Source organism: Providencia sp. PROV048 (genome assembly GCF_033688165.1).
Taxonomy (GTDB): domain Bacteria; phylum Pseudomonadota; class Gammaproteobacteria; order Enterobacterales; family Enterobacteriaceae; genus Providencia; species Providencia hangzhouensis.
Genome location: NZ_CP096360.1, coordinates 453,567 through 476,842, shown reverse-complemented (window position 1 = coordinate 476,842; position 23,276 = coordinate 453,567). Strand labels below are relative to the sequence as shown.

General features: G+C 40.1%; 15 protein-coding genes. 11 read left to right on the top strand and 4 right to left on the bottom strand.

The genetic code is table 11. From position 1 onward, the window contains the following. Positions 1 to 33: 33 nt before the first annotated feature. On the bottom strand, positions 34 to 8,658 hold the full coding sequence (locus M1F26_RS02045) for an Ig-like domain-containing protein (protein ID WP_215954379.1): 8,625 nt from the start codon (positions 8,656 to 8,658) through the stop codon (positions 34 to 36). A gap of 223 nt (positions 8,659 to 8,881) precedes the next feature. Here M1F26_RS02045 and M1F26_RS02040 point away from each other — a divergent pair, with 223 nt between their 5' ends. Genes M1F26_RS02040 through M1F26_RS02015 form a run of 6 tightly spaced genes read left to right on the top strand, consistent with a single transcriptional unit; the run spans position 8,882 to position 15,113 of the window. Continuing rightward, a complete protein-coding gene (locus M1F26_RS02040) occupies positions 8,882 to 9,337 on the top strand; it encodes a hypothetical protein (protein ID WP_096865047.1) in 456 nt (151 codons plus the stop codon). Then, complete coding sequence (locus M1F26_RS02035; RefSeq protein WP_227528884.1) at positions 9,288 to 10,205, top strand: hypothetical protein; 918 nt, start codon at positions 9,288 to 9,290, stop codon at positions 10,203 to 10,205. Before M1F26_RS02040 ends, M1F26_RS02035 begins: the two co-directional genes overlap by 50 nt. Positions 10,206 to 10,209: 4 nt before the next feature. After that, positions 10,210 to 11,436 carry a TolC family protein gene (locus tag M1F26_RS02030; RefSeq protein WP_004261227.1) on the top strand — a complete coding sequence of 409 codons (1,227 nt, stop codon included), beginning with the start codon at positions 10,210 to 10,212 and terminating at the stop codon, positions 11,434 to 11,436. Then, positions 11,417 to 12,667, top strand: a complete 1,251-nt coding sequence (locus M1F26_RS02025) for an HlyD family efflux transporter periplasmic adaptor subunit (protein WP_094962843.1) — start codon at positions 11,417 to 11,419, stop codon at positions 12,665 to 12,667. Before M1F26_RS02030 ends, M1F26_RS02025 begins: the two co-directional genes overlap by 20 nt. A 3-nt stretch (positions 12,668 to 12,670) precedes the next feature. Beyond that, a complete protein-coding gene (locus M1F26_RS02020) occupies positions 12,671 to 13,141 on the top strand; it encodes a hypothetical protein (RefSeq protein ID WP_166185359.1) in 471 nt (156 codons plus the stop codon). Then, positions 13,128 to 15,113: an ATP-binding cassette domain-containing protein gene (locus M1F26_RS02015; protein ID WP_140172900.1), complete on the top strand. Its 1,986-nt coding sequence runs from the start codon at positions 13,128 to 13,130 to the stop codon at positions 15,111 to 15,113. Before M1F26_RS02020 ends, M1F26_RS02015 begins: the two co-directional genes overlap by 14 nt. Before the next feature lie 85 nt (positions 15,114 to 15,198). Here the strand turns inward: M1F26_RS02015 and gntU are convergent, their stop codons facing one another. The 3 genes from gntU to gntR form a co-directional block, all read right to left on the bottom strand. After that, on the bottom strand, positions 15,199 to 16,554 hold the full coding sequence (gntU, locus tag M1F26_RS02010) for a gluconate transporter (RefSeq protein WP_004915184.1): 1,356 nt from the start codon (positions 16,552 to 16,554) through the stop codon (positions 15,199 to 15,201). Further along, positions 16,554 to 17,093, bottom strand: a complete 540-nt coding sequence (gene gntK, locus M1F26_RS02005; protein WP_004915186.1) for a gluconokinase — start codon at positions 17,091 to 17,093, stop codon at positions 16,554 to 16,556. The genes gntU and gntK overlap by 1 nt, the downstream gene beginning before the upstream one ends. Before the next feature lie 385 nt (positions 17,094 to 17,478). Beyond that, the gene (gene gntR, locus M1F26_RS02000) at positions 17,479 to 18,474 is read right to left on the bottom strand and encodes a gluconate operon transcriptional repressor GntR (protein ID WP_140172899.1); all 996 of its coding nucleotides are present in this window, start codon (positions 18,472 to 18,474) and stop codon (positions 17,479 to 17,481) included. Between the two features lie 200 nt (positions 18,475 to 18,674). On the opposite strand from gntR, the gene M1F26_RS01995 reads away from it, so the two are divergent. Genes M1F26_RS01995 through modD form a run of 5 tightly spaced genes read left to right on the top strand, consistent with a single transcriptional unit; the run spans position 18,675 to position 23,161 of the window. Beyond that, on the top strand, positions 18,675 to 19,712 hold the full coding sequence (locus M1F26_RS01995) for an ABC transporter substrate-binding protein (RefSeq protein ID WP_115166479.1): 1,038 nt from the start codon (positions 18,675 to 18,677) through the stop codon (positions 19,710 to 19,712). After that, positions 19,709 to 20,725 (top strand): FecCD family ABC transporter permease, encoded by a 1,017-nt coding sequence (locus tag M1F26_RS01990; RefSeq protein ID WP_109913064.1) that lies wholly within the window; start codon positions 19,709 to 19,711, stop codon positions 20,723 to 20,725. Before M1F26_RS01995 ends, M1F26_RS01990 begins: the two co-directional genes overlap by 4 nt. Then, positions 20,722 to 21,489, top strand: coding sequence for an ABC transporter ATP-binding protein (locus M1F26_RS01985; RefSeq protein ID WP_200129349.1), 768 nt, complete (start codon positions 20,722 to 20,724; stop codon positions 21,487 to 21,489). The genes M1F26_RS01990 and M1F26_RS01985 overlap by 4 nt, the downstream gene beginning before the upstream one ends. Positions 21,490 to 21,500: 11 nt before the next feature. Further along, positions 21,501 to 22,319 carry a class I SAM-dependent methyltransferase gene (locus M1F26_RS01980; RefSeq protein ID WP_115166476.1) on the top strand — a complete coding sequence of 273 codons (819 nt, stop codon included), beginning with the start codon at positions 21,501 to 21,503 and terminating at the stop codon, positions 22,317 to 22,319. Further along, positions 22,316 to 23,161: a ModD protein gene (modD, locus tag M1F26_RS01975; protein WP_140172897.1), complete on the top strand. Its 846-nt coding sequence runs from the start codon at positions 22,316 to 22,318 to the stop codon at positions 23,159 to 23,161. Before M1F26_RS01980 ends, modD begins: the two co-directional genes overlap by 4 nt. The last annotated feature ends 115 nt before the right edge of the window (positions 23,162 to 23,276 follow it).

Sequence of the window (23,276 nt, the reverse complement as noted above, 5' to 3'; positions counted from 1 at the left end):
CCTTACCATTTTCATGGTAGGGCTATTATTCAATTAAAAATAGTGTTCCTCGATATCAGATGGAAGCGCTAAGGTATCTATTGGCGGGATATCCACCTGAGTACCGCCTGTATTATCTATTAGCGTTACAGTTGCATCGGGCAAATCGGAATAAATAGTAAGATTACCTTTAACCTGTGCCTGATTTCCTGCCTGATCATATACATTAACTTCATAGTCATGCACACCTTCAGCTAATGGGTTCAATACCGATATTTCCCATTGACCCAGTTTATTCGCTTTTTGTTCATAGGTATGATTATCAATGGTTAAAAATACATGAGTGTCTGGCTCTGTTATCCCACTGAATTTTGGCGTATTTACATTGGTTATATCATCGCCTTTTTCGCCAGAGTCAGTCATAACATCTAAGCCACTAACAAGCTTAGGGGCTTTGGTATCAATAGTCACCTTTCCTGATTGCTGTGCCTGATTACCCGCTTTGTCATATGCATTAATTTCATAGTCATGCACACCTTCAGCTAATGGGTTCAATACCGATATTTCCCATTGACCCAGTTTATTCGCTTTTTGTTCATAGGTATGATTATCAATGGTTAAAAATACCTGAGTGTCTGGCTCCGTTGTCCCACTGAATTTTGGCGTATTAATATTAGTTATATCATCGCCTTTTTCGCCAGAGTCAGTCATAACATCTAAGTGACCAACAAGCTCAGGGGCTTTAGTATCAATCGTCATTTGCCCTGTAAGCGCCTGCCTATTTCCCACTGCATCTTTAACTTCAATACGATAATCATAGGTTTTATCAATCAAGGCATCAGTAACAGATATCGCCCATTTTCCTTTTTCATCCGCCACCCCTTGATAGATTTTACCGTCAATTTCAAGCGCAATAACTGCCTCAGCCTCTGTCACCCCACTAAATTTTGGCTTATTGATATTCGTTATATTATCGCCCTTGTGGCTTGAGTCAGTGGTGTTATTTAGCCCCCCTAAAATTTCTGGCGCTTGAGTATCAACAGTAATTTTTCCGGTTAAATTGTCTGCCCCTAAGTTCCCCGCAATGTCAGTTACCCTTATATGATAATCATGTGTCCCATCGATTAGTGGTTCTGTTAACGTAAAGCTCCACTCCCCTTGTTTATCAACAAGGATATTCGTGTAGATCTCTTGACCAACTGTGATTTCCAAATAAGTGCTAGGCTCTGCAATCCCAGCAAAAGTCGGCCTCGTCATACTGGTTAAAATATTCTGTTTAGTGCTGGAGTCTGTAGGGTCCACCACACCACCAATAAGGTAGTCAGGTGCTAATGTATCAATAACCAATTGCCCAGAAACTTGTCCTTTAATACCTTTAATATTATCAATCGCAAAAATGACATAATCATGAAGACCGTCACTCAATTCAGTATCTACCTGAATCGTCCACTCTCCTTTCTCATCGGCGGTAGCTTCAAAAATTGATGTAACTTTATTATCAAACACTAATCGAATTGTCGCATTTGGTTCGGTAATTCCGCTAAATGTAGGCTTATTTACATTGGTGCAGTCATCCCCCTGAATACCTGAGTCTGAATCTGCTTCTAATTCTCCGCTCACTGAGGCGAATGTTTTCACAATAAAGTTACCAGAAACTTTGTTCTGACTTATTTGTCCAAGCACATCCACTGCTTCTATTTCATAGAAATGCACGCCATCAGCAAGTGCTTCATTATCAGGCAATTTAATCTGCCAATTACCATCATAATCAGCGGTAGTACGATATATATTTCCATTGATCGTCAAGCGTACTTCCGAATTAGCTTTGGTTGTTCCATTAAATGTTGGTTGGTTAACATGAATAGTGCCGCCATTTGATGATTGTTCGTCTAATACCGCATTCAATACTGGCGGGGTAATGTCATATACCAAATCAAACTCAAACTGCGTTTCACGATTAGCTAAATCCTTTGCCGTAACCGATAATTGAATTTTTTCACCATCCTTAATACCTACAGGAACAACATCACTAGGTAATTTCAGCTGCCAACTCCCCTGATTATTTGCCTTTGTCGTACCAAGTATTTTTCCATTTATGTCTTTGATGGTAACTAGGCTTGCGACGCTTGTAGTCCCCGTGAGTGTTAAATCATTTTGGTTGAAAAGTAATTTGCCATCTTTCTCAGAAATTAATTGTTTATCATTCACACCAAATTCAATACTTGGGGCAGTCTTACCGGATTCATCACTGAGCACTTTAATAATTACTTCATGCTCAGTTTTATTACCCGCGATATCAAATGCAGTTATTTTTGCCACATGCTCGCCGTCAGGTAATCCCAGCTCATTAGCAAAAACTGTTTTAGAGCCATTATATTTAGTTTTTAGCTTATTATGTCGAGTCGTTTTTCCATTCACGTTTATCAAGTAATAATCCATATTTCCATTATAAGTGAAAACTAATTTAGGATTGGTTACATTCGCAACTTGTGTACCCGCATGAAGTTGCTCCTCAGCAACCTGAAAATGATTAAATATGGGTGCCTTAGTAAGGATATTAAGTGTTGTTTGCCCAACTGAAACTGTACCATCGTCTTGGATAAAACTAATATGGTAAGCGCCATCCCCTTTAATCGGCACTTCGAAACGCCACTCTCCCTGATCATTGGCTTGAATAGGATAACTATTACCATTTACTTTGGCTGAGATCGTGCCACCGGCTGTTATTTTGCCTTTATAAACGGGTTTTTTATGATTGGTATAGTGGTTACCGATTTGGCCAGAATCTGTATCTGGGTCAAGGTAAAACTTGAAATCACTGATAAATACAGAAGAAGATACTTCCCTTACCGAACCATAAACATCTTTAAATGTGAGAGTATAGGGGACTTCTCCTAAAGGAAGCTGGACATCGTCGGGGACTTTGAAATTCCATGAGCTTCTGCTTTTACCAAAAGCTATTGAATAAGTTTTTCCACCAATAAAAATGGTCCCTGCAAGCTCATCTCTATCCGACGAACCTACAATCTTTCCCTGTAACTTTGGGGAACGACTTGAGCTTAGTGAGTTATCAACTTCCCCAGTGCTACTCGACTCTGCCGCAACTTGAAATGCCACATTTAAAACGCAATCCTTTATTTGAATCCCTTTTTCTTCAATCACCTTTTCTGTCGTCAACCCAGCTGGAGACGTTGCAATTAATACCAAATTATCAAGGTCATAACGGCGATCCACTTTAAGAAAACCTGGCGGTAAGCTAAAAGACCAATTTCCATTTTTATCAATGTCTGAGATGGAGAAAATATGCTCATCCTTCTTACTCAGTCTAAACTTAAATTGTAAACTTGAACCAGGGGTTACTTTTCCTTGAAAAGTCGCCATCAAATCATTAGTCGATTTCTCACCATAAAATTTACCTTTATTCCAAGGTGAAGCCAGAGCAGCATCGGTAATCTCCGGTTTACTCGAATTAATCGTCAGTGTATCTATTTTTTCAAATTGATTATTTGCTGTATCCGTAACAACGATTTTATAATCACCAATAAAATCTTTTGGTAATTCATTGGGTAAAGATAAACTCCAAAAGCCGTTGTTATCAACAACTGTCGAAACCGACTCATTATTTAGTTCCAGAGTGATTTCACTCCCCGGCTCACTTTTTCCTGTAAATACAGGTTTACGATGTGCAGTAATAAAGTTTCCTTTGGTTCCAGTATCCGTTTCTGTACTTAGTTCAATTGTGGATACAGGAGCAGTAGTATCTATAAAAATATTCCCAGAAATATCCTTTGTTTGCCCATTTATTGGGTGTTCCGCCGTCACAAGATACTGGCAATTCCCTTCCGCGAGCTCTTTAACTTGGATTTCCCAATTTCCAGTGACTTTATCTGCCAATGTAGAGAAACTTTCATTCCCAATTGTCAGTCTAACTTTAGCCCCCACCGTGGCGTTCCCAGTAAATTTAGGCGCTTTAATATTAGTGATATAGTCACCTTGCTTTCCACTATCATACGCAGCATCTAATGTGGCGGTTAAAGTCGGGGGGTGAATGTCTCCAGATCCTACTGATGAGGGCAGGTATGTAAAACTCTGACTAATTGTCTCTTTGTTACCAGCAGCGTCCTCTGCGATGACCTTATAGTGATTATCCTTGCCTTCATTCGCATCAACATCAAAAATCAGAGACCATTTTCCTTGGCTATCGGCGTAAGCAGTTTTAATTTGTCCTTTAAACTCAGCGGTAATTTTACTTTCGGGGTCAGCTTCTCCACTAATTTGTGGTCGTTTTAAGTAGGTTATCAACGCATTCGAATTGTCTTGGCTCGCAGGGTCTAAGTGTGCAATCAGCATGATATTGCTATCCACGGTAAACTGCCCGCTGGACATCCCGATATTTCCGACGGTATCGGTCACACTCACTTGATAATCATACTCACCGTCTTGGTTTACTGCGGGTAATGCCACTTGCCACTGCCCGTCTTTATCGGCAAGGGTGCTGTACTCCTGCCCCGCAAACTGGATCACCACCGTCGATTGCGGTTTGGTTATCCCTTCCAGAGTGACTGCTTGGTGCTGCGTAAGATTGTTCCCTTTGGCACCGGAGTCGCTGCTTTCGGTGAGCTTCGCAGTCGCAGCCGGTAGCGTCGTGTCGACCCATACCGTTTCGCTGATTTTCTCGCTATTTCCCGCAATATCGGTGACCTGCACCTTGAGCAAGTGGCTTCCCGACGCGAGTGCCGAGGTGACCATAATCGACCAAGCGCCCTGTGCATCGGCCACCGTTGAGTAAATTTCCCCACTCAGTGAAACCTGTATCGTCGCGTGGGGCTCGGATTGCCCGGATAATGTCGGGAGCGGTTGGTTAGTCATCAAATCAGACTGGTTATTGAGTTGTAACGTCGTCGGTTGCAATGTGGTTTTTATCTGCACGGACTCTGTAACCACCGTGCTATTGCCTGCCACATCCGTGGCTTTCACCGTATAATCATAGGTGCCATCCGTGAGTGTTTGCTGTACGACGATAGTCCAATCCCCATCGCTATCCGCTGTCGTGACCACGTGTTGCCCGTCAATCGTCAACTCGACACGGCTCCCCGCTTCCGCCTTGCCTGAAAAATGCGGACGCGACTCTTGAGTGATATGGTCGCCAACCTTGCCACTATCCGACGGCACATCAAGTTGGACCGATAGGCTATCCACCTGAGTATCAACAATAAACTGCCCGCTGGACATCCCGATATTTCCGACGGTATCGGTCACACTCACTTGATAATCATACTCACCGTCTTGGTTTACTGCGGGTAATGCCACTTGCCACTGCCCGTCTTTATCGGCAAGGGTGCTGTACTCCTGCCCCGCAAACTGGATCACTACCGCCGATTGCGGTTTGGTTATTCCTTCCAGAGTGACTGCTTGGTGCTGCGTAAGATTGTTCCCTTTGGCACCGGAGTCGCTGCTTTCGGTGAGCTTCGCAGTCGCAGCCGGTAGCGTCGTGTCGACCCATACCGTTTCGCTGATTTTCTCGCTATTTCCCGCAATATCGGTGACCTGCACCTTGAGCAAGTGGCTTCCGGACGCGAGTGCCGAGGTGACCATAATCGACCAAGCGCCCTGTGCATCGGCCACCGTTGAGTAAATTTCCCCACTCAGTGAAACCTGTATCGTCGCGTGGGGCTCGGATTGCCCGGATAATGTCGGGAGCGGTTGGTTAGTCATCAAATCAGACTGGTTATTGAGTTGTAACGTCGTCGGTTGCAATGTGGTTTTTATCTGCACGGACTCTGTAACCACCGTGCTATTGCCTGCCACATCCGTGGCTTTCACCGTATAATCATAGGTGCCATCCGTGAGTGTTTGCTGTACGACGATAGTCCAATCCCCATCGCTATCCGCTGTCGTGACCACGTGTTGCCCGTCAATCATCAACTCGACACGGCTCCCCGCTTCCGCCTTACCTGAAAAATGCGGACGCGACTCTTGAGTGATATGGTCGCCAACCTTGCCACTATCCGACGGCACATCAAGTTGGACCGATAGGCTATCCACCTGAGTATCAACAATAAACTGCCCGCTGGACATCCCGATATTTCCGACAGTATCGGTCACACTCACTTGATAATCATACTCACCGTCTTGATTGACTGCGGGTAATGCCACTTGCCACTGCCCGTCTTTATCGGCAAGGGTGCTGTACTCCTGCCCCGCAAACTGGATCACTACCGCCGATTGCGGTTTGGTTATCCCTTCCAGTGTGACCGCTTGGTGCTGCGTAAGATTGTCCCCTTTGGCGCCGGAATCGCTGCTTTCGGTGAGCTTCGCAGTCGCAGCCGGTAGCGTCGTGTCGACCCATACCGTTTCGCTGATTTTCTCGCTATTTCCCGCAATATCGGTGACCTGCACCTTGAGCAAGTGGCTTCCGGACGCGAGTGCCGAGGTGACCATAATCGACCAAGCGCCCTGTGCATCGGCCACCGTTGAGTAAATTTCCCCACTCAGTGAAACCTGTATCGTCGCGTGGGGCTCGGATTGCCCGGATAATGTCGGGAGCGGTTGGTTAGTCATCAAATCAGACTGGTTATTGAGTTGTAACGTCGTCGGTTGCAATGTGGTTTTTATCTGCACGGACTCTGTAACCACCGTGCTATTGCCTGCCACATCCGTGGCTTTCACCGTATAATCATAGGTGCCATCCGTGAGTGTTTGCTGTACGACGATAGTCCAATCCCCATCGCTATCCGCTGTCGTGACCACGTGTTGCCCGTCAATCGTCAACTCGACACGGCTCCCCGCTTCCGCCTTGCCTGAAAAATGCGGACGCGACTCTTGAGTGATATGGTCGCCAACCTTGCCACTATCAGACAGTGTATTAAGGTGGACCGATAGGCTATCCACCTGAGTATCCACAGTGAATTGTCCATTGGACATCCCGATATTTCCGACAGTATCGGTCACACTCACTTGATAATCATACTCACCGTCTTGCTTAACTGCGGGTAATGCCACTTGCCACTGCCCGTCTTTATCGGCAAGGGTGCTGTACTCCTGCCCCGCAAACTGGATCACCACCGTCGATTGCGGTTTGGTTATCCCTTCCAGTGTGACCGCTTGGTGCTGCGTAAGATTGTCCCCTTTGGCGCCGGAATCGCTGCTTTCGGTGAGCTTCGCAGTCGCAGCCGGTAGCGTCGTGTCGACTAACAGGCTTTGGATAAAAACACCCTGATTTCCTACGCTATCTGTTACCTTAACATTTAATATATGTGAGCCATCAGCTAAGTTATCACTGATAGTGAGTGACCAATCACCCTGTTCATTCGCCTTAGTGAAGTACTCTTTTCCAGCTACCTTAACGATGACATTGGAATTCGAATCTGTTTTTCCCGTAAGCGTTGGCTTTACTTTGCTGGTCAAAAAAACCGTTGAGTTATCAAGCAATACACTAGCATCTGGTTTTGATGTTTTGATAGTAACGCTCTCAGTGATGATTTTTTGGTTACCAGCAGGATCCACGGCAGTGACTTGGAAGTTTGATACTCCATCGGCCAATGGTTTCTCGACTGTTATTCGCCACGTACCTTTATCATCAGCAATTGCCGATAATGTTTGTCCTGCAATCATTAGCGTTACCGTACTACCAGCTTCAGCTTTCCCTATAAAAGTAGGAACTTGCTTGTTAGTTAGTCTCTCCGCCGACGTTTCGGTATCCGAATGCCCATCAAGGCTAACAGAGAGATTATCAAGCTGAGTGTCGACTTCAAATTGGCCATTCACCGTCACAGGCTTACCTTCACCGGAAAAAGCAACTAATGAATATTCATATACTTTATCTTCTAACGGTTCAGTGATTTTTAATGACCACTTTCCATCTTTATCCGTTGTGATCGAATATTTGTTATCATTAATCGTTAGATAACCCTGACTATCAGGAGAGATAACCCCAGTAAATATTGGTGTATTAATATTCGTAATATTATCCCCCCTTTTCCCTGAGTCGGATTCTTCGCTTAATTTTCCTTGAATAAAAACCTGTGTTATAGGTTTAGCTGTCTGGGAAGGTGCTAATGGTTTATTTGCAGGCTGAGAGGGTGATGAAGAACTTATTGGCATAACAACGGGTGCAGATGGTGAAGGAAAGGTTAAGTTGCTGTCTTCGACTTGTGCTTTCTCTGCTTTATTTTTTTGATTTAGCTGATTTTTCGCTTCTGTGAGCTTTGTTAATGACGAACTTAGTAATACCTCTTTTTCATCTTTCTCAGAAGACAAGGTCTGAAGCGCCTTTTCTAATTGTTGGTTTTTTTGATTTAACTCCGCCAGTTTTTCACTGAAACTTTGTTCATCGTCTTGTCGGTTATCATATTGCTGTTCCTCACCTTCAATTTGCTCATTATTCTTTTTTGAGGCTTGGCTATCAGTATATTCAATGATGTCACTCGTCAATTGCTCTTTGATATAAATAGCATCAGCACCGACATTTAATGTTATTGATGATAGAATTTCATCTTGTGTAAGAATCTCGCCCTGCTCAGTCAATAATGTCATATTTCCTAAAATAACTTCAGACAGCCCATTTTTAATGTTCTCAATAGAACCATCTGGCTTAGTTACAATTAAATCAAGCCCTTGAACTTTAAACTTTTGGATTTCTATGTTTTTTAATTTATCTGTGATAGTTTTATCTGTCATGTTCTATATCATTATATTAATAAATGGGGTTATCAGCTATATACCCATAAGCTGCCGTTAATGAAACCGATTATATCCATTTAATTAAAAATAAAACGTCATTTAAGATAATGTGGTCTGACAATCTTTTTTTTTGAGCTCCAATTCCAGTGAGTTCATTTCGATAGCGATTATAATATAATCCTGAATTAGTAAAATTGTTTCTAAAATAAAAGAATTAGATATGGAAGAAAATGATGATAACTCTGATGAAGAACTAGCCCCAATGGTTGATGGGTTAAGTGGAACACTATGTATAATTATTTTAGTTTCTATGGTGTTTATTTTCAGTGGAATGAAAACTGCAGAAACCCATATTAATTATGGACAATTAAAATTTGAAAAAATACAAATAGATATCCCAAATAAACGTCTTTATTTTAAAGGTGGAATTCATTTATCAAGCAATGAAACCTCTTTAATCAAACAAGAAATAGTTAAAAACAAAAGTAATAAAATTATTATCAGTGGTTACATCAATGATAAAATCAGCCACAGTAAAGAAAAAAACACCTACAACCTTCTTTATATGGCATCACTAATTAAGAGTCTGGGAATTAATAAAGAAATTGTTCTAAAACAAGGAACAAGTGAATATTGCCCAGGTTGGAATTCATGCATTTATTGGGATTACAAATAACATGTATTATCTTGGATTATTTTTTTATGCCGCAACGTTTCTCGCTTGTTTTTTATTACAATCGGTACGTGAAATGGTTCAGCAATGTCTATTACTTGCCCCTGAAATCAGCTATACCATGATTGGGATTTATATTTATCCTTTAGTTATATTTTTATTTCATCGATTATTTAATAAAAATAAAAAAAGCAACTATACATTACTCTCAAACCAAACGAAATTATCTGCATCCGTTACTGTATCATTAGGATTAATAGGAACATTTATTGGATTAACAGGGATGATCACCGCAATATCAGCATCACTTGGAGGAGAAGGTGATGTCTCAGAAAAAATGAACGCCATGATCTCATCTATCTCAATGGCACTTAATTCAATGTCCTTTGCATTCTTAACCTCTATTCTTGGGGTTTCTATTTCAGTTTTACTGTTAGTGAGTTTGAATTTCTTTCATTTCTTTTACCAAAAAGAAAATAAAAAAACTCAACAACAATCTGCAAACTACTCAGAAGAACTTAATCATATTCAAGAAACCCTGAACACATTACAGAAAGTGAATATCAATATAGCGCAAAAAATGATTTCCGTGACCGAAAACAATGAGCTAGCAACTGATATTTCCTCACATCTTCTGGCTTTATCCTCCACAGCACAAGAGCACTTAGAGGTTTTACAATCAATAAAAGAAGCTGACTATGACTGGAAAAGAAAATTAGCCGTCTACTTATTAGAAGAAAAAATAAACAAAAACAATCAGAATGAAAAAATTTCAGAAGAAATATTAAAAATAGATCAAACTACACAATGGCTAAAAGAAAATACCATTGAGAGCAGAAAAAAACTATTAACTTTATTATCAATGGAGTAAGCACATGCGTCCTATCACCTTAGGTTTATTATTAACATTATCACTACCAACTTGTAGCTTAGCCAATCAAGATGTAGAAAACTTCCAAACATTTATTGGCCGAGTATTAAAAAACTCCAATCCAGTTCAAATAAAAGCGTTAGAATTAGAAGCTGAAAACCTCAGAGCAAAACAAACAGATTATTATTACCTACCAAAAATATCCGCTTCAGGAAAAATAAAAAGCCATGATGGCAGCACTAACAGTAATATTACTGCCAGTTCATTGATCTATGACACTACGTTAAGTCACCGGTTTAATGAAAAAAATTTAAAATTAAAAATATCAGCACTTTCACTAAACAAGGAAAAAGAAGAACTTTACACCTCAACAACTAACAACTTAATTGGTATTTATTATCTCAATGAGCTAACAAAAACAACAGCTGATTTAAATAGCAATGCTAAAAGTATTTTCAAACTTATTACTCATCGCTATAAAAGTGGCATAGCAAAATACAGTGATGTTGAACAAGCTTCTTTATTGATGCAGAGGATTGAAACAGAGCTACAAAATATAGAAAAAGAGATTGAGCAATATAAGTCTAATATTGAGCTTTTATCAGGCATTACCTTTCCTTCTAAAGGTGTAACGGTTCCAAAAAATCTATTAAAAAAATTACAAGAAACTATTATTGATAGTGAAAATGCACAACAGAATAGCGAATATAACTTGCTACGCATGCAAGCTGATGCAATGAAAGAAAATGCTTATCAACAAAATCCCTTCTTAAATGTTAATCTTATCGCCGAAGAACGATTTATTGATCAAGTTAGAAGTCGTAACGAGTCTTATATGGGAATGGAGGTTAAATTAAATATCTTTGACCTTGATAAAGTTCTGAATGAAAAATCTCAACTGAAACTGTATGAAGCAACAAAAGGAAAAGCTGATTATAAATATAAAGAATCCACAGCTAAAATTAAAAATTTAAAATTAATCGCTAATTCAAATTCGACTGAACTTACAGGGCTACATGAACAACGTAAGACCATGCGCTCAATAATTAAAAGCCAACAAAGGGAATATGAAATATCACAATCTTCTTTCTATGAAATGGTGAACACACTATTTGATATGTTAACAATGGAAAGGCGCATTGCTGAATTAATGATTGCTGATATGAAAAACAAAATGGAATATATCCAATTAACAGGGAAGTTAGCTGAAATTGAAACGTTATCTAAATAAACTGAACCGGGCACCTAAAAAATTAAAAATATTTCTAGGTATCACGTCATTATTTATCGGTTATATTATATTAGCTAAAATAGAAATATCCTCTCCAGGAGAGGGGATTATCTCAGGAGTCTCCAATCGACTAGAAATAGTGAGCCCGGCTTCTGGATTTATTAATCAGTTCGCTATTAAAACTGGTGATAAGGTAGAAAAAGACCAAGTTTTATTTTCCTATACTAATTTAGATGTCTTTCATCAAGAAAAAACCTTATCCGGCCTCGTTACTTTTGCTAATGAACGCATCAATGAATTAGAAGAAAACAAAAAACTGTTAAATAAAATCCTTGATGGAAGCATAAATACGGAATCTGAATATTTTTTCTTTGCAAAGGGCTTACAAAGTAAAACTTTAAGTGCCTATAGAGAACTCTATGGTCATATTCTCTTACGCATGGAGATAAGTAATTTACGAGATAAATATATCTCACAAATTAAAGAGTCTAGCGAACTAGAAAATCAAATTAACATACTGAAAAAGAAGGACTTATTATTAAAAAATGCAAGAGCTCCTGAAATTGAAAAACTCAATAATAATGCTGAAATCAGCCGCACCACCGCGCTAATAGCATCAGGTGAATTAAATGCTCAAGGGTTATTGCGAGAAATCTCACTGCAAGAAAAGAAGTATACCGCACGACTTATCGGGGAAATACAAGAAAATGAAACTCTACTTAATCGACTAAAAAAAGAGAAATTAGAAAACAGTGGTCAGATGGAATTACTGCGCAATAAAATAAGAGCGAATAGTGTGTTATCACCAGCTGACGGGATTGTATTAAGTATCGAAAAAGATTTAGAGAAAGGTTCGTATGTTGAAGCCTCAAATTTAGTGATGGTGATTAAAAAACAGCAAAGTACGCGGGTTATTGAAGGTAAAATATTAGCGAAGTATCGCCCTTTTATAGCGCCACAGCTACCAGCCAAAATTGTGGTGAACTCCCCTGGGTTTAAAAAAATCATTAACGGGAAAGTTACAAAAATCAGCGCTGATTCTTTTAGTGACAGGGAGCGGAACAGTCAAGAACGCTATTATTCAGTACAAATTACACCAGAACAAAATACGGAGCTCCTTCCAGAACATGACGGTTTGCCAGTGATGCTCTATATCTCTAGTAAAGAGATTTCAGTACTTCATTATTTAACCGCATTAATTAGCGATAACATTACATTTAACGTTTGGTGACTTATGTTAGGTTTTATTTCTGCATTATCTGCTGCTGTTGCAACCATGACATTACTTATGGCTGTGCTCTTAGCTAATGTGTTATCAAGCACAATGGCTGCTGAAAAAAATAAAGGCAAGGCGGCATTGATAGGAATTGATAACCACAATACTGAAGCGTCTTCATCTATAAATACCGATAGTAATAATGACAATAAAAATGGCAATGGCAATGGCAATGGCATCATGACATCGTTAATGTTTAGCCATGACACCTTAAAACTAATTGATCATAAAAAGGTTAAATCTATTGATGTTTATTGCAGTTATGGAAATAACATATCTTTTGACGCAGCAATGACCTATACCATCTATAACACGGTATTAATTAAAAAAAACACGCCTAATGTACACATTAAAGCCTTAAAACCTATTGAGGATAATCAAGGGGTTAACGCTTGCTTCCTAAAGAGTGAAGAAAATGAAAGAAAGTAGTTTCCATGATGTTATTAATCAATACTTTAAGATATTAGGAGAACCATTTTCCTCTCCAGCACTCTCTTATGATAATAAATATATCTTAAATAATATAAATGAATTTATTAATAATGATTTTTTCACTTATCAATACACTTCTATTTCAGATTTTAATGAAAAAAAGCTACCTGCTCTCTTTATTATGGAGATAGCAGATGGGAAATATATTATCATCAAAAATCATAGAGGCCAGCTAACTAATCTAACAACCGACATAGCAATAACACAACAACTAATTGAAAATAAACATTTGTTTTCATTTTCTGCAAGTGAAAACACACTCAATGAAGAGAGCATATATAAATCACTGATTAAGTTAACACCAAAATCTAGCTTATTGTCATTACCTTTAATTGTATTCGCACTATTATTACCTTTATATTCAAATCTTTTTAACTCCCGCTTAGTTTATAGTGAATCTATAAGCTCACTTTTATATATTAGTTTTATTTTCATTGTCGTTATTGGCTTAGAGTTTTTTATTAAACACATTATTCATGAACAGAACACAAAAAAAATAAAGCTTAACATCAGTACTTTTAATCGCTATTTTATTAATTTATTAAAACAATCTAGTTGTAAAAGTGCCTCAATTAAAGTGAGAACAGCAGAAGCATCAATCTTACAAGTTTGGGAAATTAAGCCTCAAATTATTTATGATGTCGGGTTAGCCATTTTATTTTCATTTTGCATTTTTGGTATGTTAGGTTTTTATTCATTATTGCTATTGAGCTATTACGCTGGGCTTATCTTTTTATGCCTACACATCCGTTTTCTTTCCTATAAAAATATGCTCCGAGCGAATACCTTAAACTATGAAAAATCAGCCATGTACTACTCATTGGAACAAAAAAAACATGAGCTTTGTTTTGCCAGAGATAACCATTTTAAACAGTACATCAGTATAAAAACTAATGAAGATGAAAAAATAAAATTAAAACTAAATGAGGCCAATCACCATTGGATGGAAATTATCAAAGTAAATACGTTTTTATCTATGATAGTAATGTACGTAGCTAGCTATTTGGCTATTGGTGAAGGCAGTCTAAGCTTGGCTTCTGTTATCGCCGTGATGATCATTAATAGTCGACTTTCTGGTGCAATTACAAGTGCCATTAATCGCTTATTTATGGTGAAAACACATCTATTTCATATCAAATCCAGTATTGATCAGTTAAAAAACAACCCGCTTATCCATTTCAAAGCAGATGGTATAACAACAGATTCAATAAAACATTTTAGTGCAAAAAATCTTAACGTTAGCATTAATGGTAAAACCATTATTAATCAGCTTGATGTTGAAGCCAAACCCGGCGATGTTATTGGTATTACTGGTATTTCAGGCGTAGGAAAGACATCACTAATGAAAGCATTATGTGGGATTTCAGAATACTCATCAGGGGATATTACAATCAATGGTATTGGTATCGATGAAATTTCCCAATGCTTTTTAACAGAAAAAATTGCCTACCATAATGGTATTTCAACATTTATTCATGGCAGCATTCGTGATAATTTTAATTTCTACGGTGTATTCGATAACAATACAATTGTTCACCTTACCAAATTATGTTGCCCATCCTTACTGATTAGTAAGGAAACCTTAGACGATACACTCATCACCGATATCGCCGCATCTACAGGGGAAAAACAAAAGTTACAGCTCGCTCTGACTCTGATAAAACAACCTGAAATGATATTCTTAGACGAATCGACATCATTTATGGCGACCTCTGATGCACTCTCATTCTTACAATTAATGAAGCAAGAGTTTGAATTAGATAAATCAATTATTTTCTTTTCTACTCACGACTTAGGACTAACCTCATTTTTTACGAAGCATATTGCATTATCACCGGGTCATGCTAAACACATTAGCTCCCCACAGCATCACAATGAAATTGTTATTCCTAAAATTAATTTAAGCTAATAAAGCAAAACGCCCACTTGATTGTGGGCGCTTTGATGACGTTTAATTCAATGAATTTAACTTTGGTGTGTTTTTATGAACCGTATTACAAGAACATAAAGAACACCATACCAACAATTGCCCCTGTCGTACCAAGGATAGTTTCCATTACCGTCCATGTTTTTAGCGTTTGCGCTTCTGTCGCACCAGTGAATTTTCCATATAACCAGAAACCAGAGTCATTCACGTGGCTTAAGATCAATGAACCGCCAGAAATACAGATAGCTAATGCTGCCAGCTGTGCTCCTGAGTAACCTAACTCACTGATAACTGGGAGTACTAAGCCTACTGCAGTTAAACATGCAACCGTTGCAGAGCCTTGAATAACACGTACTGCTCCTGCTAATACAAAGCAAGCAACCGCAATCGGTAAACCAGCACCAATTAAAGAATCACCTAGCGCAGGGCCAACACCTGAATCCACTAAAATTTGTTTAAATACGCCACCAGCACCCGTTACCAGTAAAATGATCCCAGCGGGTTGAATCGCTGCAGAACAAATCGCCATGACTTTTTCTTTATCCATACCATAACGGAAACCTAGGCCATAAATCGCCAGTAAACACGCTAACAGTAATGCGGTGAAAGGGTGACCGATAAACTCTAACCAATGCTCAAGCGTGGTTCCTTTTTCAACTAAATGTGTTCCGATGGTTTTTAAACCCACTAATACCAATGGGAAAAGCACTAAACACAAGCTAAATCCAAAGCTTGGCATTCTGCCATGTTCTGTATTTGGCGCTTGGTAATCTGCTGGAATATCAATATGAACAAAGTTACTGATAAATTTACCAAATAAAGGTCCCGCTAAAATCATGCCAGGGATAGCAGCACATAGCCCAATTAAAATCATCCAGCCATAATCTGCACCCATTTGTGATGCAACCAACATTGGTGTTGGCCCCGGTAATAAGAACGCAGCCGCAGCGGCAACCCCTGCAAATAATGGTATAGCAAGGCGAACAACGTTATGCCCAGTGCGGTTCGCTACCGCAAACACCACACCGATTAACAAAACAATCGCCACATCAAAGAAGAGTGGTAGTGCACAAATCAACCCTGCGACACCCACTGCATAATGCGCATTTTTTTCACCAAACAGATTCAGTAGCTTATTCGCAATCTGATCTAAAGCACCTGTTTCATGCAGAATTTTACCGAACATTGCTCCGAGAGCGACTACGATAGCAAGGAATCCTAAGGTTCCCGCCATTCCTTTTTGCATGGTTTCAGTGATCTGTTGTACTGGCATACCAGAAAACAAACCTGCACCAATAGAAACGATCATGAGTGCGACAAATGCGTGTAAACGAGCATACATCACTAAAAAGAGCAGTAAAACGACCGAGCCAACCGCCGTCAGCACGAGCGTTAACGTGCTTAATGTTTCTGGGGTATTCATTAGTTATCTCCAGCGACAATCTTACGAATAGTAGAACACGTATTTTCAATCACGTTTTCTAAGGATGGGCGAATATCAACAACCTGCACATCAGGTTCATCCGCACCAGGTTCTTGCAAGGCATCAAATTGCGATTTCAGCATTTCAGGTTTAAAGAAATGCCCTTTACGTGCTTTCAATCTTTCTTCAATAACAACCGCATCACCTTTTAGGTAAATAAAATAGAGGTTGTGGTTCCCCTCTCTTAAGATATCTCGATAGCTTTTTTTCAATGCGGAACTCACCACCAGAGATACCCTATTTGTTCTTTGCATTGCAAAAATGGCATTGTTCAATGCAACTAACCAAGGTTTACGGTCATCATCATTTAATGCATGACCCGATGCCATTTTTAAAATATTTGATTTAGGGTGAAGAAAGTCACCATCAAGGAAGGCAGCTTGCAGTTGCTGTGCGACACCTGTGGCAACAGCAGACTTACCACTACCCGATACCCCCATTAGTACAAATGTATAGTTTTGTTTTTGGGTATCATTCATAGGAAACTCCTCAGATATTCACTATTGTCCTGGCTTTAGTTAAAAACCGGTATTTGTTACCGGTAACAAGTTACGGGTAACATTATCATCAGTGAGGATTTATTTAGCAATCAAATTGGTGAAGAAGAAAACAGATCTGTGATGATACTCTCAAACTGACTTCAGAAGAGGCAGGTGAAAGACAAAGTAAAACTCGCAATCAATATAGAAACAAAAAACAAAAAGTATATTTAAACTTTATTACTCCCCTTAAAGCATACCTCTAAATAGTTCGTGTTGTCGCTAGGCGCCAAGCGAGTCAAGCCCTAGGAGCATACATAAGTATGTGACTAGGGTTGGCGAGTACAGGCAACAACGCGACAGCGCGAAGTATGACGAGGAATAATTAGATACTTTCGCCAGTAAGGACACAAAACCCCACATCAAAATGCGTCTCGACAAGCTTCTTACCAGACATTCTCGCCAACAAAACTTCCGCCGCCTTGCGCCCCATTTGGTCCCTTGGCGTCAAAATACTTGCCAGTTTTGGCGTCATCACTTGCCCTACGTCATGGCCATGAAAACCTGAAATAGCAAGGTCTTGTGGGATTTGAATCCCTAGACGTTGACACTCAAAAATCGCCCCTATCGCCAAATCATCATTGGTACAAAATAAACCGTCGGTATCTGGGTATTTAGCGCGGCAATCGTGCAGTAGTTGGGCACCTAGCGAATATGACGAACTCGCTTGTGTCATCACATTACGAGGCTCAAGATTTGCATCGAGCATGGCCTGCTCATAACCCTTTAAACGAATAAAAGTACGCTCATCATGCCTTGCCCCTAAATACACAACTTTACGGCAGCCACGCTCAATCATCGCTTGGGTCATTTGGCGGGAAGCTTCAAAGTTATCGATACCCACTGCGATATCTAGGCAAGGTGAAACGCTATCCATAATCTCAACAACGGGGATCCCCGCAGTTTTCAGCATACGTAACGTGCGTTCAGTATGTGTTCGTTCGGCTAAAATCACACCATCAATATTATAAGAAAGTAGCGAGGTCAGCCGCTCTTCTTCTTTTTCTGCTAAATAACCATAGTGAGCAAGCATGGTTTGGTAACCATGACGGTCCGTCACTGCTTCAATTCCACGGATGACTTCGGCAAAAACTTGGTTAGTTAAAGATGGGAGCAATACCCCAATGGCATGGCTGGTTGAATTCGATAAAATATCGGGCGCCTTATTTGGAATATACCCGGAAGCCTCCACCGCCTGAGCAATTTTATCGCGCAAAGCTTCTGAAACCTGCTCTGGGTTTCGTAAAAAACGGCTCACCGTCATTTTTGTGACGCCAACTTGGTCGGCAACATCCTGCAGAGAAGGTCTTTTTTTCTTCATAAGTTCAAAGCGATATCCAATTCGTTAACGATAACTATGTTCTGCTATCTATTAATGGATAGCAATCTTTGTTACTGATTTACATCATATAAACATCGAATTTTCTGAGCACGGCAACTTTTATAGTTGACTCTCTATCATGACTCCGCTAATTTTCGCGTTATATAATTATTATCATAACGAAGCAATAAAATTAGATTATGGCAATCAATCGTAGGCAGTTCCTTAAATCCAGTGCAGCACTGGCTATTTTTTACAGCTTGCCGAGCTTTGCACAAACTCGCCTAGCCGTCGAAGCGGCCATATTTGGAAAACTCCCAGCACCAGAAAATATTCACCGAGTCATCAGTTCAGGTCCTCCTTCCGACTTACTGATGTTCGCATTAGCTCCTGAAAAGATGGTGGGTTTCGCCTCTATTTCGCTGAAAAAAGGGCAAACCGGCCTTTTTGCACCACAATGGCTTGAGCTGCCTGTTTATGGCCGCTTAGCAGGCCGTGGGAGCACCCTTTCTCTTGAGCAGCTGCTGTCTTATAGCCCAGATTTGATCATTGATACTGGAAACATTGACGAAACTTATCGCTCACAAGCGGAAAAGGTCGCCAAACAAACTCATGTACCTTATTTATTAATCGCCGGCGGGTTAAAAGATTCACCTCAACAACTTACACAACTAGGTGAAATATTAGGCGTTATCCCGCAGGCTCAAACATTGAGCCAACTCGCTCAACGCTATATTAATGATGCCACTTTATTTGCCAATCAAAACCAACAAAAATCGCTGAGTTTTTACCTTGCAAGAGGAGCAAAAGGTTTAGAAACTGGCGCTAAAGGCTCAATTCATACTGAAGCGATTGAAATGCTCGGGTTACGTAATGTGGTTGATATTCCTAATTTCCATGGTCTGACTACGGTTTCTATGGAGCAATTATATCAATGGAACCCTGACATCATTATAACTCAATATGACGAATCCATTGAATTAATGACAAATTCCGCATTATGGAGAGGCCTTGATGCCATTGCCAACAACCAATTATTACTATTTAGTGGCATGCCATTTGGTTGGTTAGATGGGCCTCCAGGGGTTAACCGCCTATTGGGAATGAGGCGCCTACAAAGCCATTTTGATAAAAATATTGCTGCGAATATTAAGCATGATATCGCTGAGTTTTTTACTCATTTCTACCATTCATCATTAACGGCACAGCAAGTTGAGTTGCTCATGGAAAAATCATGAATGATGTACTGAGACAAGGGAGAAGATCCTTTTTATTAATCATCATTTTATTAATAAGTTTTATTATCGCCTTAATAAGTGGTAAGTACTCACTTACATTCAATGAGCTTTATCATCTATTTGTCAGCCAGTTATCTTCTCATAGCGAGTTGAGCAACCCGCGCCATGAAACTATTTTCTGGCAAATACGATTTCCTCGCACGTTAGCCGCTATTGTCATTGGTGGAGGTCTGGCTATTGCAGGAGCGGCTTACCAAGGTATGTTCCGTAACCCATTAGTTTCCCCTGATATTTTAGGCGTTTCCGCCGGTGCTGGCGTGGGTGCTGTTATCGGTATTTTCTTTGGCCAATCCTTATTTTACATTCAACTGAGCGCATTTATTGGTGGGCTAATCACCGTCTCCTTAGTCTGTTTTATTGCTCGATTAGCGCGGCAGCATGATCCTGTTTTATCCTTGGTGCTGGTCGGTGTTGCCATCAGTGCACTATGTGGTTCTGCCATCTCCTTAATGAAAATTCTTGCCGATCCCTACACTCAACTGCCTTCCATCACATTTTGGTTGTTAGGTGGATTGTCATCGATTACCCAAGCTGACCTAGTCTCCGTGTTACCGATGATGGTTATCGGTATTATTCCGTTATTATTATTACGCTGGCGAATGAATTTACTCAGTTTATCGGATGAAGAAGCCAAAAGCCTTGGGATCAATGTCAGTTTAACTCGTGCTATCTTCATTGTTTGTGCCACTTTACTCACGGCAAGTGCGGTTTCTATTGCGGGAATTATTGGCTGGATAGGCTTGATTGTGCCACATATCACTCGAATGATAGTGGGCGCTAACTTTCGCTATCAGCTCCCTGCATCACTGGCAATTGGTGCTATTTTATTACTCATTACAGATACCTTAGCACGGACTATTGCGGCAATTGAATTACCCATAGGCATTTTAACCTCCGCAATTGGCGCCCCCTTCTTTTTGGCTATTTTGTTACAGACAAGGCGGGTGAAATGAGTATTTTGTCTTTGCAAGAGGTCGCTATTGGTTATCATGACATATCAATCATTGATGGTATTAATCTTTCGTTACCTAAAGGTGAGATTAGCTGCTTATTAGGCGCCAACGGCTGCGGTAAAACCACGTTAATGAAAACTTTACTGGGACTATTACCGGCAATTAAAGGTAAGGTATGGCTCAATGGGCAAGAGATTAAGAACCTTAAACCACGCGAAATCGCCAAAACTGTCGCCTATGTTCCCCAAGCTCATGATACCCCCTTTACCTTCACGGTACTTGATATGGTTATGATGGGCTTAACACCGCATATTTCATTATTTTCGGTTCCTAAAGAAACAGAAAAAAATTTAGCCTATCAACAACTCAAGCATCTGAATATCTCACATTTAGCATCACGCCTATACAGCACGCTTAGTGGAGGAGAAAAGCAATTAGTATTGATAGCAAGGGCTTTAATACAAAAACCATTACTTCTAATTATGGATGAACCTGCCGCTAGCCTTGATTTTGGTAATCAAATTCGCCTACTTGAGCAAATAGAAAAATTAAAATCTCGCGGTATGACAATTTTGATGTCAACTCACCATCCACAGCATGCCGCTGCTATCGCTGATAATGTTATTTTGCTCGATAAGCACCACAAAGCAAGGCAAGGATTATCTAAATGTATGTTAACACTTACTAACTTAGCAGACCTCTATAATGTGGATAAACATAGCATTCAATCTCACTTTCAGTTTCCATCAGCGTTTTCTAGTTAAGGTCAGAAGCCATGTTAATCAATCAAATCGATTTTGCAAAAATGTACCAGCAACATATGCAACAAGCTCAACGAAGCCGTAAAGAACCGGAACATTGGGATAAAAAAGCACAACAAATGGCGCAAACTTGCGCTAACCCCAATGACCCATATTTAGTCCAGTTTCGCAAATTAATGGATTTAACAGGTGCTGAAACACTGCTTGATGTGGGCTGCGGCCCTGGCTCCATCAGTCTGTGTCTTGCGAATGAATTCAAAGATGTTATTGGTATTGATTATAGTCGTGGCATGCTTGAGATGGCTGAACTGCGCGCAAAAGAACTCGCTATTCACCATGCACGCTTTGAAGTACTCGCATGGGAAGATGATTGGAGTTCATTGCCAAAAGTGGATATTTCAGTGGCATCGCGTTCAACACTCGTTGATGATTTAAAAGCCGCTTTACTCAAGCTCAATCGCCAAACAAAATTACGGGTTTACACCACTCATACCATCAACCCAACATTTATTGATGAACACATTATTCGCAAGATAGGCCGCGAAGTTATTCGTTTGCCAACCTACATTTACGCCGTGAATATTTTGCATCAAATGGGCATTAATGCGCGCGTTGATTTTATCAAAAGTCCTAAGAAAGGTGGGTTTGATAGCTTTGACACTTTCGCTGACAGCGTCAATTGGTCTCTTAAAAATATCACACCAGAAGAAACCGCTATCTTACGTAAGTACTATGATGAACAAACGGCTTTAGGTAAAACAATTCCTTATCCATCCAGAGATTGGGCGATGGTATCTTGGGATGTGGTTGATGAATCGGAACTGACATTATGATTTACCTACCCGATACATTAATCGACCAACTACTGCTAGATGACATTCAATACGGTGACCTCACCACACGGGCACTCGGCTTGCACTCTCAAATGGGTGTAATAACCTTTACATCCAAATTCGGAGGTTGTATCAGTGGGCTGATTATCGCCAAACGCATGCTAGAGAAACTGGGGATCACTTGTGATTGCCACTTTCAAGATGGCCAACTTGTTGAGCCGCAAAGTGTTTTAATTTCTGCCACTGGGCCGATTGAAGCCTTGCATCAAGGCTGGAAAGCGGTGCAAAACGTGCTTGAATGGTGTAGTGGTGTCAGCCACTACACTCAGCAAATGGTCAGTATTTTGCGCCAATATCAACCGGATGGGCAGCTTGCGTGTACTCGAAAAACTATTCCTCATACCAAGCCTCTTGCCTTAACTGCGATTTTGGCAGGGGGCGCTATTATTCATCGAGCGGGTAGCGCAGAAAGCATTTTACTGTTCACCAACCATCGTCAATGCCTTGAAAATCCAGATGATTGGGCAAGCCATATAAAAACATTGCGCCAAGCAGCCCCAGAAAAAATGATTATTGTCGAGGCAGATGATTACGAACAGGCCATTCTTGCAATCAATGCGCAAGCCGATATTGTACAACTCGATAAACTGCCCATTGAACAAATTCAGCAACTACAAGAACTCACCAAGCAGCAAAACTGGCCTTGCCAGCTATCGATTGCAGGTGGAATTAATTTAAAAACAATAGAAGCATTCGCGCAAACTGGTGTATCGCTCTTAGTTACATCAGCGCCTTACTACGCAGCACCCCGAGATATAAAAGTGAAGATCTTTAAGCAGTAAGCTAAGAAGTTAGCGTCAGAAAAACCGTTCGTAAAAATAGCCTACCCCGTAGGCTGCATCCACTTATGGTTAATGACGTATATCGTTATATAAAAAATAATATATCGTTATTTAC